This window comes from Cupriavidus sp. DB3, from assembly GCF_020418465.1.
GTDB lineage: Bacteria > Pseudomonadota > Gammaproteobacteria > Burkholderiales > Burkholderiaceae > Cupriavidus > Cupriavidus cauae.
Map to the genome: position 1 here is coordinate 1,141,851 of NZ_JAIZPL010000001.1, position 13,870 is coordinate 1,155,720.

Sequence of the window (13,870 nt, forward strand, 5' to 3'; positions counted from 1 at the left end):
GGCGGCGACATGAAAAAAGGCCGGCGAACCGGCCTTCGATGCTTGCGGCGCGTGCCGCGGGACTGTCGTCAGTCGAGAAAATCGCAGTTCTTCTCGACGTAGTCGGCCAGGTCCAGCGAGTGCTGGCGCACCAGCCGTTCGGCCAGTTCGGTATCGCGTTTTTCCAGCGCCTCGATGATGCGCAGATGGTCGACGATCGAGCGCGCGGCGCGGTCGCTCTGCGAGATCGTCATCTTCCGGATCGCACGGACGTGGATGAAGATGTTCTTGATCGTGTCCATGATGATCTGCGACTTCGACAGCTGCACGATCGCCTGATGGAACGCGATATTGGCGTCCGAGTATTCCTGGATATGCTCGGCCGGCGTGGTATCGCGGAAGTTGTCGAACATATGCCGCAGCCGGGAGATTTCCTCGTCGGTCGCATGCAGCGTCGCCAGGCGCGCGGCCATGCTCTCCAGCGCGGCCCACATCTGGATCATCTCGACGATCTCGCGCTTGGTCTTGCGCATGATGTAGATGCCGCGGCGCGGCACCGTGCGCAGGAAGCCTTCCTGCTCCAGCAGCGTCATCGCCTCGCGGATCGGCGTGCGGCTGACGCCGAGCGCTTCGCTCAGGACGCGCTCGTCGAGCCGGATCTCCTCGCGCGACTGGTAGATGTCGGCATCGGCGATCGCCTGCCGCAGCATCGCGTAGGCCTGGTCGCGCAGGCTGGCGCCGGCGTTGATCGGCTGCAGGGACAGCGCCAGGCCCGGGGGAGGCGCATCTGAGGCAGTGGCGGAAGACATCTCGGCTTGACGTTGCGCGGGTTGCACGGACATGGGATCGCTCTTTCGATTTTTGTATATGGTATATCAGAACGCGTGCACCGCCACTTCGATCTGGCGGCATCGTCCAGGCGTGGCGGCGGCGCAACCGACCCGCTGCGCCGCCCCGGCCATGGTCACCGTCATGGCGGTCACCACGGCCAGCGCCATGGTGGCCGCCATGGCGGGCCCGGCCGCGCTCACGCCGCCTGCGCCATCCGCTCGCGCTGCTTGATCAGCGACAGCACCGCGTCGATCATCGGCGTCGGCTGGCCGACCAGCCGGCCCATCTCCTGCACCACCGTCAGCAGCGGGTCGATTTCCATCGCCCTGCCCGCCTCCAGATCCTGCAGCATCGAGGTCTTGTGCGCCCCCACGGCCCCCGCGCCGTCGATCCGCCGCTCGACATCGACGCGGAAATGCACGCCGAAGCGTTCGGCGATCGACTTGGCCTCGAGCATCATCTGCCTCGACAGCGCGCGCGTGCCCGGGTCGGACGTGATGACGTCCAGCGTGGCGTGGGTCAGCGCGCTGATCGGGTTGAAGCACAGATTGCCCCACAGCTTGAGCCAGATCTCGTTGCGGATGTCCTCGCGCACCGGCGCCTCCAGGTCGGCGGCGATCATCGCCTCGCTGAGGCGCAGCACCCGTTCCGAGCGCGTGCCGTCAGGTTCGCCGAGCGGAAATTTCTTGCCGTAGACGTGCCGGATGACGCCCGGCGCGGCGATTTCCGCCGCGGGATAGAGCACGCAGCCGATCGCGCGCTCGGGACCGAAGCCGCTCCATTGCCGGCCGCCCGGATCGACGCTCTGCAGCGTGGTGCCGGCCAGCTCGCCGCCGTGCCGATAGAAATACCAGTAGGGGATGCCGTTGACGCCGGTGACGATCGCGGTATTCGGCCCCAGCAGCGGCTGCATCAGATCGACCACGCCGGGCACCGAATGCGCCTTGAGCGTGATGAACACATAGTCCTGCTCGCCCAGTTCGCGCGGGTCGGACGTGCAGCGGACCTTTTGCACCCGCTCTTCGCCGTCGATCAGCAGCTTGACGCCGTTCGCCTGCATCGCCGCCAAATGCGGCCCGCGTGCGACGAAGCTGACGTCGACGCCCGCCCCGGCCAATTGCGCGCCGATATAGCCGCCGATGGCGCCGGCGCCGTAGATACATACTTTCATGATGGCTGTCTCCCGTGCTTTTTGGTGAATTGATATATCACATACTATATTTCACAAGTACGGAATCACAACCTCTATTTGCGTGCGGGCCAAGTCCGCGCAGAGTCGCAGAAGGTGCCGGCTGGGTTCAGGCAGCCCCCAACCAGCGTCCGGCAAGGTCTCATTCCGATCTCACCCCGGTCTCAGCGGCGTCTCGTCTGCTCCTTGTCACGTCTCGACCGCGTCCGTTGCGCATGTCTTCAAGTGCCGAGTGCGCCGGGGCCATGCGGTACCATGCTGCGTTCTGTCGTGCCCGCGGCGTCCGGCTCCCCACGGAGCCGTCGAACTTTTTGCGCCAGCGGGCGTCTTTTCTGCAACTTCATTGAAGGCGCCAGACGCCGATTCACCGCATGCCGAAAATGAACCGACGGACCGTGCTGGTCTCCGCCGCCGCCACTGCTGCGCTCGCCGCACTGGGCATTCCCGCTTCCGCTCTGGCCGCCGGCCGCATCAAACTGGCCAAGGGCCAACCCTTCACCCACGAGGGCCTGGTCGAACTGGCCCGCACCATGGCAGGCCGGCCGTATGTCGCGCCCCCCTCCCCGCCGGCCGACATCCTGGCCCGCATCGACTACGAGGAACACGGCAAGATCCGCTATCGCACCGACGATGCGCTCTTTGCCGACGGTCCCGGCCAGTTTCCGGTGACCTTCTTCCACCTGGGCACCTTCTTCCGCGTGCCGGTCCGGATGCATCTGGTCGAGACCGGCGGTGCAAGTTCGGGAGGCACTGCCCGCGAGATCGTCTACGACGAGTCGTATTTCGACATGCCGGCCAACAGCCCGGCGCGCAAGCTGCCGCGCGGCAGCGGTTTCGCCGGCTTTCGCTTCCAGGAGAGCCGGCTCGGCGACCAGAAGAAGCTCGACTGGCGCAAGAACGACTGGGTCGCCTTTCTTGGCGCCTCGTACTTCCGCGCGATCGGCGAGCTCTATCAGTACGGCCTGTCGGCGCGCGGCATCGCGGTCGATGTCGCGCAGCCGGACAAGCCCGAGGAATTCCCCTCCTTCACTCATTTCTATTTCGAGGCGCCGCGCGACGGCAGCGATACCGTCACCGTGCACGCGCTGCTCGACGGGCCCAGCGTCACCGGCGCCTACCGCTTCACGATGCAGCGCGCCAAGGGCGTGGTGATGGACGTCGACTGCGCGCTGTTCCTGCGCAAGGACGTCGGGCGCCTGGGCCTGGCACCGCTGACCTCGATGTTCTGGTATTCCGAGTCGGTCAAGCGCACCGGCGTCGACTGGCGCCCCGAGGTGCACGACTCCGACGGGCTGGCGATGTGGACCGGCGCGGGCGAGCGCATCTGGCGTCCGCTGAACAATCCGCCGCGCACCATCGCGTCCGCCTTCGGCGACGACAACCCGCGCGGCTTCGGCCTGCTGCAGCGCGACCGCAATTTCGACCACTACCAGGACGGCGTCTTCTACGAGCGCCGGCCGAGCCTGTGGGTCGAGCCGCGCGAGGGCTGGGGCGCGGGAAGCGTGCAGCTGATCGAGATCCCGACCGACGACGAGATTCACGACAACATCGTCGCGATGTGGGTGCCGAAGGCGCCGGCCAAGGCCGGCAACGCCTATCGCCTGCGCTACCGCCTGCACTGGCTGGCGGACGAACCCTATCCCACGCCGCTGGCCCGCTGCGTGGCCACGCGCATGGGCAACGGCGGCCAGCCCGGCCAGCCGCGCCCGCCGGGCGTGCGCAAGTTCATGGTCGAGTTCAAGGGCGCACCGCTCGAAGGCCTGCCCTTCGGCACCAAGCCCGAGGCCGTGCTGTGGGCCTCGCGCGGCAAGTTCTCGTACATCTTCACCGAGGCCGTGCCCAACGGCGTGCCGGGCCACTGGCGCGCGCAGTTCGACCTGACCGTCGACGGCGACGAGCCGGTCGACATGCGGCTGTTCCTGCGTCTGAACGGCAAGCCGCTGTCGGAGACGTGGCTGTATCAGTATCATCCGTTCCGGACGAACGTCTGAGCGGACGGGCCGGCCGCCCTCACCGCGTCAGTGAAGGCGACCGGCGAAGGCTCGACCAGCATCGGCATGTCCGGCTCCGCGATCAGGGCGGTCCGCCCCGTCGCTTCGCTTGCCTGCACCGTCACCGTGGGCGCTGGCGCGGGCCGTGCCGCGGGGCGACTGCCCAGCCCCAACCTGCTGCGGACACCTGCAGGGAGTTTCCCGGCCAGATACGCGAAAAACCCGGTGCGGCGCTGGTACTCCAGCCGCATCGGCGTCTTGCCTTCGATGAAGTCCTGAAACAGCTGCCGCAACAGCGCAAGCATCGCGTCGTCGCTACGCAGGCTCATGCCTTCGATCACCTTCTTCAGTGCCGCCTCGTCGATGGCAGAGGCGCAGCACCGCGCCCTTTCGATCATGGTACGGCGGTCATCGGCGTAGACGCTGTCGAGCCGCACCGACGATCGCAGCTCCAGTGCGTGAATCAGGGCGCGATCCATTTCGAGCGCGGCCAGGACCTCCCACAGTACGCCTCTGGCGACGGGCTGCTCGTGATCGAACAAGGCTCGCAGCAACACGTCGATGGCCAGGAAGCGGTTGTTCCGCATGTCGTCCACGGTGGCATCTCGTTTTGCCTCGACGAAGTGTCCGACTTGCGCGCGAGCCTGTTCGTCTCGCGCCGATTCCGCACGGCCAGCGCGCCGGTCCTGATAAAGGCGTACACAGGCGATCAGCAGCCACACCGTACCGGCCAGCAGCGCGACGGCGCCCACGATGATGCCGACCGGTGGAATCAGGCCGAATGCCGTCGTGGCCAGTATTGCGCCCACACCGATGCCAACGGAAACCGCACCGTATATCGTGCGCAACCTCGACCACCAGATCTTGCGCCGCTCCGCCGATTCGATGGTCTGAAACGCCTGCTCGCGGTGATGCATCAGGATGTCGACCAGCTCGTTGGCACGTTCGATGTCCGCCCGTCTGGACGGATCCGGCTGAAGCGCTTGTTGCATTCGTTGCGTCTGCTCCGCCGATTGCAGTGCCGCCCCGTCGGCCTGTGAATTCGGGGTACCGAAGGCCATCTCGCTGCGCGTCTCGTGGAACGCATCGGCGATGGCGGCCGCACGCTGCCGTCGGTAGTCCGATGTCAACCAGTTCGAGCCGCGACCACGAGCCGCACGGATATCGTCGAGCCGGCGCGCGGACTGATACCAGCTCAGAAAACCGGCGGCCATATGCAGGGCACCCATCGCCACGCTGAACGCGCCACCGGCGACACCGACCGGCGCGAGCTCCACACCCGGAACGCCGGCCTTTCCGACCGCAGATGCAACGGTGCAGGCGCTGCCGCCCAGCTGAATGACGACGTCCCGCGCGGTGGCCACGCCCAGTGCACGAATATTGTCATTCGCCTGCCCCAGTTCGTTCGCCGCCTGTTCGTACAGGATGTAGTGTTCGAGGTCCTCGACGAGATCCAGCGCCTGCTTCTCGAGCCCAATCCTCACGTCCCGCAGTTCGAGCGCGACATCGGCCAGCATCGCTGCCGAAGCCTTGTCATCGGCCACAAGCCCGGCATGCGGTCGCTGATCGCTGGACTCGGACGCCGGCAAACCCGGCAACGTCCCTTCCAGTGCCCGTTGCCGGGCGAGCAGCCATCCTATCCGGCGCTGGCGCTCGGCATGGCGCTGGACGAAGTGGGCATGACCCTGCGCGTTTTGCCGTTTGCATTCGTCCAGCTCCACCTTCTTTCTGCCCGCTTTCCATGTCAGATGCAGCACCCCGCGCGCGGACGTCGGTCACTGGCACACGCTGAAGCCGGTCACCCCGTCGGCACGCCCTCAGAACAGCGTGGCCGGCTTGGCGATCATCAGATAGAAGATCGCCAGGAAGCTGAACAGCGCCGGCACACCGAGCGCGAACCACCAGCGGAAGTACCGCCAGTAGGCCGGCGGCAGCGGTGCCTGCGCGCCTGCCGCGGCGGCGGACACGGTGCGCATCCGCATCTGCAGCCAGACCACCGGCAGCCAGCACGCGATGGCGACTACATAGAGCAGGATCGACACGCGCAGCCACGCCAGCTCCCACGAAAAATTGGCAATGCGCATCAGCATGTAGCCGGTCACCGGCTGCAGGATCGCCGTGCTGGCGGTGAACAGCCAGTCGGCGATCACCACATGGCGCGAGGTCACCGCGACCGCGCGGCTGTCGCGCGTCAGCGTGGCGGCCAGCAGATAGAAGGCGCTGCCCACGCCGGTGCCGAACAGCAGCGTGCTGCCGACCACGTGGATCCATTTGACGATCATGTAGTCCATCGCTTGCGCTCCAGCGTACCCAGCAGCCACAACACGGCCAACATGGGCAGGTTCTTGGTGAGCGGACCATAGGGATGCAGCCAGAACTCTGGCAGCCGCACGCTGATGATCGCCGTGTAGCCGAGGATCAGCGCGGCCTGCGCGGCCCAGATCCATGGAAAGCGCCAGCGCGCGGGCGCGAAGCACATCAACCCGAACAACAGGTCGAGCCCGGCCGCGCCGTACAGCGCCAGCGGCCGCAGCGCCTGCGGTACGCCGGCGCGTGCCAGCAAGGCATAGCTGTCCTCGACCGGATAGAGCCCCAGCGAGACGATGCCGGTGATGATCCAGACCAGCGCGACGGCGGTGCGCAATATCGGCAGCTGCCAGCCGAGCACGGCCTGCGTGCGCGCGGCCTCGCGCCAGCGCGCCGGTACGAATTCGTCGACGGCGCGCGGCGGCCTTCCCAGCAGCCGATGCATCGGCGCGGGGTCGCCGGTATTGCCGCGCGCGAGCATCGCCAATGCGTCCTCGTTCAACGGCAGCCCCGGCGCAAGGCGCGTCATCAGCGGCAGGCCGGCGCGGACCAGCGCGTCGGGCACCGGCAGCACGCGCAGCGCGCCCGGTTGCCCCAGCGCATGACGCAGTTCGGCAAGGTAGTCGCGCAGGCTCAGGGCCGTCGGTCCGACCACGGGGATGCGTCCCTGCGGCCAATCCGGCCGCATTGCCGGATCGCTCCCGGGATCGCCTCCACGACCGACTCCGCGACCGCCGCTGTAATCACCACCGGAATCACAACCGGGACCACCGCCGCGACCACCACCGAGACCACCGCCGGGACCAACACCGCGACCACCACCGAGACCACCACCGAGACCACCGCCAGAACCACCGCCAGGGCCACCGCCAGGGCCACCGCCAGGACCACCGCCAGGACCACCGCCGGGACCCCCGCCGTCGCTGTCTCCGGCCATCATTACCAGCCGCACGATCGCGGCCACGACATCGTCCAGATGGACCGGCTGCACGCGCTGCCTGCCGCCCTCGGGCAACAGCAGCAGCGGCATCGTCGCCAGCGTGCCGAACATCCGCGCGCTGGTCCCGCCCGGCCCGTAGACCAGCGAGGGCTGCAGGATCGCGGCCGGCAGGCCCAGGCCGGCGAGGAAATCGTCGGCGCCCTTCTTGCTCAGGTGGTACGGCGTGGTGGCCTGCTCGTCCGCGCCCAGCGCCGAGATCTGGATCACCGCGCGCACGTTGGCCTGCGCGCAGGCGGCGAACAGCGCGATCGGCGCGCGCCGATGCAGCAGTTCGAAGGTCTGCGTGCCGCGCTCGGCAAAGATGCCGACCGCATTGACGACCACGTCCACGCTGTCGAGCAGCGGCAGCCATGCCTGCGCGTCGGTCAGCGCGCCGAAATCGACGGCACGGAATTCGCATGCGCCCAGGTCGCGCGCGGCCTTCGCCGGATCGCGCACGCCGCAGAGGACCCGGCAGCCGGCCCGTGCCAGCGCCGCGGCAATCGCGGCGCCGATGAAACCGCTGGCGCCGGTCAGCAGCACCGTGGGACGCGCGGTGCCGCCGGTCGCCGCATCCCGTTCCGAGGAACCGACATGAGCGCCAACATGAGCCCCATCAAGGATTTCGTTGGCCGCAGCCTGGTCTCCGGCACCAGCGCCAGCGCACTGTCCACCATCGCCCTGGCCTGCGCCGGCCATTTCGATTGCCGCGACACGCTGGCGCCGGTCAATGCCGTCAGCCACTGGGTCTGGGGCGATCGCGCGATCCATGCCAATGGTCCGGCGTGGCGCTATACCGCGGTGGGATACGTGATCCATCATGCGATGTCGGTATTCTGGGCCGCGTTCTACGAAGCCTGGGTGGGCCGCTCACCGCAGCGGCAGAGGCCCGCGGCGGCGATCCTGGCCGGCCTCGCGGTCGCGGCGGCGGCCTGCGTGGTCGACCTGCGCCTGACGCCGAAACGGCTGACGCCGGGCTTCGAGCGGCGCCTGTCGCCGTGGTCGCTGGCGCTGGTCTACGTCGCCTTCGGACTCGCGCTGCCGCTGGTCACGCTATGCCGGCCGCGCCAGGGCCAAGATGCAAGAGCCATTCCGGCGGCGACACCGTCGGCCGGCACCGACTGACAAAAAGAAAGCGGGCCCGAAGGCCCGCTGTGGGGTGCGGTATCGCCGGGCGCCGGCGGCGCGTTCTTACACGGGCTTGCAGAATTGCCACGCCGCAAGCGCCGCCGCGGCGACACGGGCAAGACGCGAGTAAGAAGCTACATCGCCGGCGCGCCCGGCCTGAGCGTCAAGAGCGTCAGATCACGCCCTGCGCCAGCATGGCGTCGGCCACCTTGACGAAGCCGGCGATATTGGCGCCTTCGACATAGTTGATGTAGCCGTCGTCCTTGCGTCCGTGATGGATACAGTTCTGGTGGATGTCCTTCATGATGAAGTGCAGCTTGGAGTCGACCTCGGCGTGATGCCACGACAGCCGCATCGCGTTCTGCGACATCTCCAGGCCCGAGGTCGCGACGCCGCCGGCATTGCTGGCCTTGCCCGGCGCGTACAGGATGCGCGCGGCAAGGAAATGGTCCACCGCCTCCAGCGTCGACGGCATGTTGGCGCCCTCGGCCACGCAGAACACGCCATTGGCCAGCAGCCGCTTGGCATCCTCGCCATCGAGCTCGTTCTGCGTCGCGCACGGCAGCGCGATATCGGCCGGCACATGCCACGGCGTGCGGCCGGCCTCGAAACGCAGGCCCTGGCGCTCGGCGAAGTCCGACAGGCGGCCGCGCTCCTCGTTCTTGAACGCCATCAGCGCGGCGAGCTGCTCGTCGTTCATGCCTTCCGGATAGTGCAGCACGCCGCCCGAGTCGGACACGGTCAGCACCTTGGCGCCCAGTTCGATCGCCTTCTGCGCGGCGTACTGCGCGACGTTGCCCGAGCCCGAGATCAGCACGCGCTGGCCGTCGAAGTCGCGGCCGGTACGGTGCAGCATCTCCTGCGCGAAATAGACGGTGCCGTAGCCGGTCGCCTCGGGACGCATCAGGCTGCCGCCGAAGGCCAGGCCCTTGCCGGTGAAGACGCAGGCCGACTGGTTCGACAGCTTCTTCATCATGCCCGCCATGAAGCCGACCTCGCGGCCGCCCACGCCGATATCGCCGGCCGGCACATCGGTGTCCGCGCCGAGATGGCGATAGAGCTCGGTCATCAGCGCCTGGCAGAAGCGCATCACCTCGCCGTCCGACTTGCCCTTGGGATCGAAATCCGAACCGCCCTTGCCACCGCCCATCGGCAGCGTCGTCAGTGCGTTCTTGAAGGTCTGCTCGAAGCCGAGGAACTTGAGCACCGACAGGTTGACGGTCGGATGGAAGCGCATGCCGCCCTTGTAGGGGCCGATCGCCGAGCTGTGCTGCACGCGGAAGGCGCGATTGACCTGCACCTTGCCCTGGTCGTCGGTCCATGCCACGCGGAACTGGATCACACGCTCGGGCTCGACCAGCCGTTCCAGCAGGGCCTGGTCCGCGTAGCGCGGGTTGCGCTCGACGAACGGCCACAGGGTCATCATCACTTCCTTGACCGCCTGCTGGAACTCGGGCTGGTCAGGATCGCGCCGGGCCACGCCGGCAAGGAAGGCATCGAGGGTCGGAAGGCTCACAGCTGTCTCTGTCGATTTTCTTGAGTCGGAGCGCGACTTTAGCACCGAAATGGTGAAATTCGACAGTCAAAAGTGTTGTGACCCGCAGCGCAAAAATGCGGAACTCCCCGTTCCGGCCGCCAATTCAGGCGATCAGCAGCGCCGGTCCGCGGCGCTTCAGCGCCTCGGCCAGCGGGGCCTCGGGGGCCATGTCGCTGATCAGATAGGCCGCCTTGTCGAAGTGCCGGACCTGCACGCCGGTGTGGCGGCCGTACTTGGTATGGTCCGCCACCACGCAGGGCACGCTGGCCGACAGCAGCATCCGGCCGCGCAGTTCGGCGGCCGGGCGCGAATACTCGCTGACCTCGCCATCGTTGCTGATGCCGCCGATGCCGATGAAGGCGAAATCAGCGTGATAGCGCGACAGCTGCTCGACCGTGTCCCAGCCGTTGGTGGCGTCCTCGTTGTCCTGCAGCTCGCCGCCGAGCACGACCACACGGTTGCCGTTGCGGCGGCCGAGCAGCAGCGCGATCGACAGGTCGTTGGTATAGACCAGCAGGTTGTGGTGGCCCAGCAGTGCCTGCGCGACCGCATGCGTGGTGGTGCCGTAGTCGATGATCACCGAGGCCCCGTCGGGCACCAGCTCGGCGGCGCGCACGCCGATCGCGCGCTTGCCCTCGGCATTGACGGCCGCCCGCGTCTGGGTATCGGCCTCGGCCCGGTTCGACGCCAGCGCACCGCCATGGGTCAGCGTCAGCAGGCCGCGCGCGGCCAGCGCATTGAGGTCGCGGCGAATGGTCTCGCGCGAGACGTCGAGCTCGCTGACCAACTGGCTGATCTGCAGCGCGCCGCTGGCGGCCAGCTGGTCGAGGATGTATTTCTGCCGTTGTTCGGCCAGCACGGGAGCTCCGAGGCTTGTGGAAGGTGCGGGGATTTTAGCGGAGCGTTGTGACAGGACGGCAGCGGCGACCGCGCACGCCGCTTGCGCCCGCACCTCTGATCCCGCCCCCTCTCACCCGGCCCCTCTCACCGCTCTCACCCCCACGGCATCGTGATCGACTTCAGGTTGGTGAAGCTCTTGATCGCCTCCTGCACCCCTTCCTTGTAGCCCAGCCCCGAATCCTTGATGCCGCCGAACGGCGTCAGCTCGATGCGGTAGCCGGGCACCTCCCACAGGTTGACGGTGCCGACCTGCAGTTCGTTGGCAAAGCGCGTGAAGTCGTCCATGCGGTTGGTGCAGATGCCGGACGACAGGCCGAAGGCCGTGCCGTTGGAGATGCGGATGGCCTCGTCGATATCGCGGAACGTGATGATCGGCGAGACCGGGCCGAAGGTTTCCTCCCTCACCAGCGTCATTGCCGGATCGACGCGATCGACCACGGTGGGCGCATAGCGCGCGCCGTCGCGCTGGTTGCCGATCAGCAGCCGCGCGCCCTGCGCCACCGCCTCGTTGACGCGGGCCTCGAACAGCGCCGCGGCCTGCGCATCGATCACCGTGCCCATGTCGACGCCGCGGTCCATCGGGTCGCCGTACTTCCACGCCCGCGTCTTCTCGACCACCAGCTCGGTGAAGCGCGCGGCGACGGCCTGATGCACCAGCATGCGCTTGACCGCGGTACAGCGCTGGCCGGAATTCTTGTACGAGCCCTGCACCGCGAGGTCCGAGGCGCGCTCGAGGTCGGCGTCGTCCATCACGATCAGCGGATCGTTGCCGCCCAGCTCCAGCACCACGCGCTTGTAGCCCGCCTTGGCCGCGATGTACTTGCCGATCGCCACGCCGCCGGTGAAGGTGATCAGGTCCACCGCCGGATGCGTGATCAGCTCGTCCGCGATTTCGGCCGGATCGCCGGTCAGCACCTGCAGCATCTGCGGCGGCAGCCCCGCTTCGTACAACAGATCGGCCAGGTAGCACGCGGACAGCGGCACCTTCTCCGAGGGCTTGAGCACCATCCGGTTGTTGGTGGCGATCGACGGCGCGACCTTGTGCGCGACCTGGTTCATCGGGTGGTTGAAGGGCGTGATCGCGGTGATCACGCCCAGCAGCGGCTCGCGCTGCGTCATCACGCGGCGCTTCTTGCCGTGCGGCGTCAGGTCGCACGAGAACATCTGGCCGTCGTCGCGCAGGGCCTCGTTGGCGGCGAAGTTCAGCACGTCGGCGACGCGGCCGATCTCGTACAGCGAATCCTTCTTCGACAGTCCCGATTCGAGCGTGATCAGGTCCGAGGCCGGCTCGGTGCGCTCGCGCAGCAGCGCCGCGGCGCAATTGAGGATCGCGGCGCGCTCGTAGCGCGTCAGCGTCGAGCGATAGGCGCGCGCCACCGTATAAGCGCGCCGCACGTCCTCGACGGTCGCCTTCGGCACCGTGCCGACCAGCGTGCCGTCGTAGGGATTGCGCACGTCGATGACGCGGTCGCGCACGACCTTCTCGCCGTCGATGCGCAGCGCTTCGGCGCGGAAATGCGGGCTGACAGAGGCGGCGGGAAACTGGGGGGCGTTCATGTTCGGGGCTCCGTGAGGTGCAGGCAAGGGGCGATGCGGTCCAGGCCAGGCCTAGCCGAGGCCGAGGCCGGCCGGGCCGGGCCGGATCAATGCAGATGATTCAGCGCGACGTCGAAGATGTCGAAGTTGCGCAGCACCGCCTTGCCCGGAATGCCGGCGGTGGGACGGTTGAACAGCAGCGGCACGGTCTGCTCCGACACGCCGCCGTGCGAGCGCAGCGGCGCGTCCAGTCCGCTCAGGTCATGACGGCTGCGGCTGGTGCCCAGCACCACATGCTTGCCGCTGATCACCACCAGATCGCCGACGCGATCGGGCGGCAGCTCGAAGCGCGCGCAGGCCTCGGCATTGTCGAGCACCGCTTCGACGCCCTCGATATCGCCGAGCTTCGCCTTCAACGCGGCGGCGTCGCCGGCGGTGGCATCGTCGGGCAGATAGACGGTCGCGTACGAACCGAGCGCGCCGTGGTGGACGACATAGGGATCGGTGATCGGCAGGATCACGCGCGCCCCGCCCTGCTCCACGCCGCGGCCGAGCCAGGCATCGAGCCGGTCCTGCAGGAAGACCACGTTCGGCGCCTTGGTGTGCGCGTCATGCTTGGCGTTCATGCCGTGGTCGGCGGTCAGCGCCACCACGCAGCCCAGCGCGTCGAGCCGCGCCAGATAGCGGTCCATCATCGCGTAGAAGGCGTTGGCGCCGTCCGAGCCCGGGGCGAACTTGTGCTGGATATAGTCGGTCGTCGACAGATACATCAGATCGGGACGCCGCGTCTCCATCAGCCGCACGCCGGCGGCGAACACGAATTCGGACAGCTCCGCGCTGTAGACGCTGGGCACCGGCATGCCGACCAGTTCCAGCACGTTGTCGATGCCGTTCTCTTCCACGCTGGCCTGGTCTGCCTTCTCCGACGAGAAGCAGATGCCGCGCAGCCCATGGCCAAGCAGCCGGCGCAGCTTGTCCTTGGCCGTGACCACGGCGACGCTGGCGCCCGCTTCTGCGAACGCCGCGAGGATGGTGCCGGCGCGCAGGTACTTCGGGTCGTTCATCATCACTTCCTCGCCGCGGCCGCCGTTGGCCGTGCGATCGAAGAAGTAGTTGCCGCAGATGCCGTGCACCGACGGCGGCGCGCCGCAGACGATCGACAGGTTGTTCGGGTTGGTGAAGGTCGGCACCACGCAGGCACCACGGAACGCCGCGCCCTCGGCCAGCAACCGCTGCAGATACGGCGCGCTACCGCAGGCGGCGGCGGCTTCCAGGTAGTCGAACTCGCAGCCGTCGACGCAGACCACCACCACGGGCTGCTGCATCCATCGGTAGGTGCGCTGGTTGACGGTCACGGCGGGCTTGCCGGGCGAGGAGTCGGAGCGAGGGGCGGGCATGTCGGGGTCCTGTGCGGAAAAAGTCGTGAGAGTCGTAAGGGACAGGCGCGTAAGGGCTGTAAGGGGTGTAAGGAGCGTAAGGGCCGGCAGGCGCGC

12 protein-coding genes are annotated in these 13,870 nt (G+C 67.8%); 2 read left to right on the forward strand and 10 right to left on the reverse strand.

The genetic code is table 11. The annotated features are described in order from the left end of the window. Positions 1 to 68: 68 nt before the first annotated feature. From K7G19_RS05000 to K7G19_RS05005, 3 genes are all read right to left on the reverse strand, one after another. Positions 69 to 788 (reverse strand): GntR family transcriptional regulator, encoded by a 720-nt coding sequence (locus K7G19_RS05000; protein ID WP_226106096.1) that lies wholly within the window; start codon positions 786 to 788, stop codon positions 69 to 71. A 66-nt stretch (positions 789 to 854) separates the two neighbouring features. Beyond that, positions 855 to 989, reverse strand: a complete 135-nt coding sequence (locus K7G19_RS24885) for a hypothetical protein (protein ID WP_255650636.1) — start codon at positions 987 to 989, stop codon at positions 855 to 857. Positions 990 to 1,006: 17 nt separating this feature from the next. Beyond that, complete coding sequence (locus K7G19_RS05005; RefSeq protein ID WP_149316245.1) at positions 1,007 to 1,981, reverse strand: 2-dehydropantoate 2-reductase; 975 nt, start codon at positions 1,979 to 1,981, stop codon at positions 1,007 to 1,009. 389 nt (positions 1,982 to 2,370) lie between these two features. Here K7G19_RS05005 and K7G19_RS05010 point away from each other — a divergent pair, with 389 nt between their 5' ends. Continuing rightward, the gene (locus K7G19_RS05010; RefSeq protein WP_149316246.1) at positions 2,371 to 3,990 is read left to right on the forward strand and encodes a glucan biosynthesis protein; all 1,620 of its coding nucleotides are present in this window, start codon (positions 2,371 to 2,373) and stop codon (positions 3,988 to 3,990) included. Here the strand turns inward: K7G19_RS05010 and K7G19_RS05015 are convergent. From K7G19_RS05015 to K7G19_RS05025, 3 genes are read right to left on the reverse strand one after another with little or no spacing between them, the layout of a single operon-like run. Next, the gene (locus K7G19_RS05015; protein WP_226106098.1) at positions 3,966 to 5,747 is read right to left on the reverse strand and encodes a hypothetical protein; all 1,782 of its coding nucleotides are present in this window, start codon (positions 5,745 to 5,747) and stop codon (positions 3,966 to 3,968) included. The genes K7G19_RS05010 and K7G19_RS05015 overlap by 25 nt on opposite strands. Before the next feature lie 60 nt (positions 5,748 to 5,807). Beyond that, positions 5,808 to 6,281, reverse strand: coding sequence for a DUF2269 domain-containing protein (locus tag K7G19_RS05020; RefSeq protein ID WP_149316250.1), 474 nt, complete (start codon positions 6,279 to 6,281; stop codon positions 5,808 to 5,810). After that, positions 6,269 to 7,819: an SDR family oxidoreductase gene (locus tag K7G19_RS05025; protein ID WP_370639482.1), complete on the reverse strand. Its 1,551-nt coding sequence runs from the start codon at positions 7,817 to 7,819 to the stop codon at positions 6,269 to 6,271. The genes K7G19_RS05020 and K7G19_RS05025 overlap by 13 nt, the downstream gene beginning before the upstream one ends. A gap of 51 nt (positions 7,820 to 7,870) precedes the next feature. On the opposite strand from K7G19_RS05025, the gene K7G19_RS05030 reads away from it, so the two are divergent. After that, complete coding sequence (locus K7G19_RS05030; RefSeq protein ID WP_226106101.1) at positions 7,871 to 8,401, forward strand: hypothetical protein; 531 nt, start codon at positions 7,871 to 7,873, stop codon at positions 8,399 to 8,401. A gap of 175 nt (positions 8,402 to 8,576) precedes the next feature. Here the strand turns inward: K7G19_RS05030 and gdhA are convergent, their stop codons facing one another. The 4 genes from gdhA to phnA form a co-directional block, all read right to left on the reverse strand. After that, positions 8,577 to 9,920: an NADP-specific glutamate dehydrogenase gene (gdhA, locus tag K7G19_RS05035; RefSeq protein ID WP_149316251.1), complete on the reverse strand. Its 1,344-nt coding sequence runs from the start codon at positions 9,918 to 9,920 to the stop codon at positions 8,577 to 8,579. 124 nt (positions 9,921 to 10,044) lie between these two features. Further along, positions 10,045 to 10,800, reverse strand: a complete 756-nt coding sequence (locus tag K7G19_RS05040) for a DeoR/GlpR family DNA-binding transcription regulator (RefSeq protein WP_149316252.1) — start codon at positions 10,798 to 10,800, stop codon at positions 10,045 to 10,047. Between the two features lie 134 nt (positions 10,801 to 10,934). Beyond that, positions 10,935 to 12,398, reverse strand: coding sequence for a phosphonoacetaldehyde dehydrogenase (phnY, locus tag K7G19_RS05045; protein ID WP_226106103.1), 1,464 nt, complete (start codon positions 12,396 to 12,398; stop codon positions 10,935 to 10,937). An 86-nt stretch (positions 12,399 to 12,484) separates the two neighbouring features. Next, positions 12,485 to 13,774: a phosphonoacetate hydrolase gene (gene phnA / locus K7G19_RS05050; RefSeq protein ID WP_226106105.1), complete on the reverse strand. Its 1,290-nt coding sequence runs from the start codon at positions 13,772 to 13,774 to the stop codon at positions 12,485 to 12,487. Between the last annotated feature and the right edge of the window lie 96 nt (positions 13,775 to 13,870).

Coding starts and splice junctions, on each gene's coding strand:
- K7G19_RS05020 (WP_149316250.1), bottom strand. CDS start 6,281: ATGGACTACATGATCGTCAAATGGATCCACGTGGTCGGCAGCACGCTG.
- phnY (WP_226106103.1), bottom strand. CDS start 12,398: ATGAACGCCCCCCAGTTTCCCGCCGCCTCTGTCAGCCCGCATTTCCGC.
- K7G19_RS05005 (WP_149316245.1), bottom strand. CDS start 1,981: ATGAAAGTATGTATCTACGGCGCCGGCGCCATCGGCGGCTATATCGGC.
- K7G19_RS05000 (WP_226106096.1), bottom strand. CDS start 788: ATGTCTTCCGCCACTGCCTCAGATGCGCCTCCCCCGGGCCTGGCGCTG.
- phnA (WP_226106105.1), bottom strand. CDS start 13,774: ATGCCCGCCCCTCGCTCCGACTCCTCGCCCGGCAAGCCCGCCGTGACC.
- K7G19_RS05030 (WP_226106101.1), top strand. CDS start 7,871: ATGAGCGCCAACATGAGCCCCATCAAGGATTTCGTTGGCCGCAGCCTG.
- K7G19_RS24885 (WP_255650636.1), bottom strand. CDS start 989: ATGGCGGCCACCATGGCGCTGGCCGTGGTGACCGCCATGACGGTGACC.
- K7G19_RS05010 (WP_149316246.1), top strand. CDS start 2,371: ATGCCGAAAATGAACCGACGGACCGTGCTGGTCTCCGCCGCCGCCACT.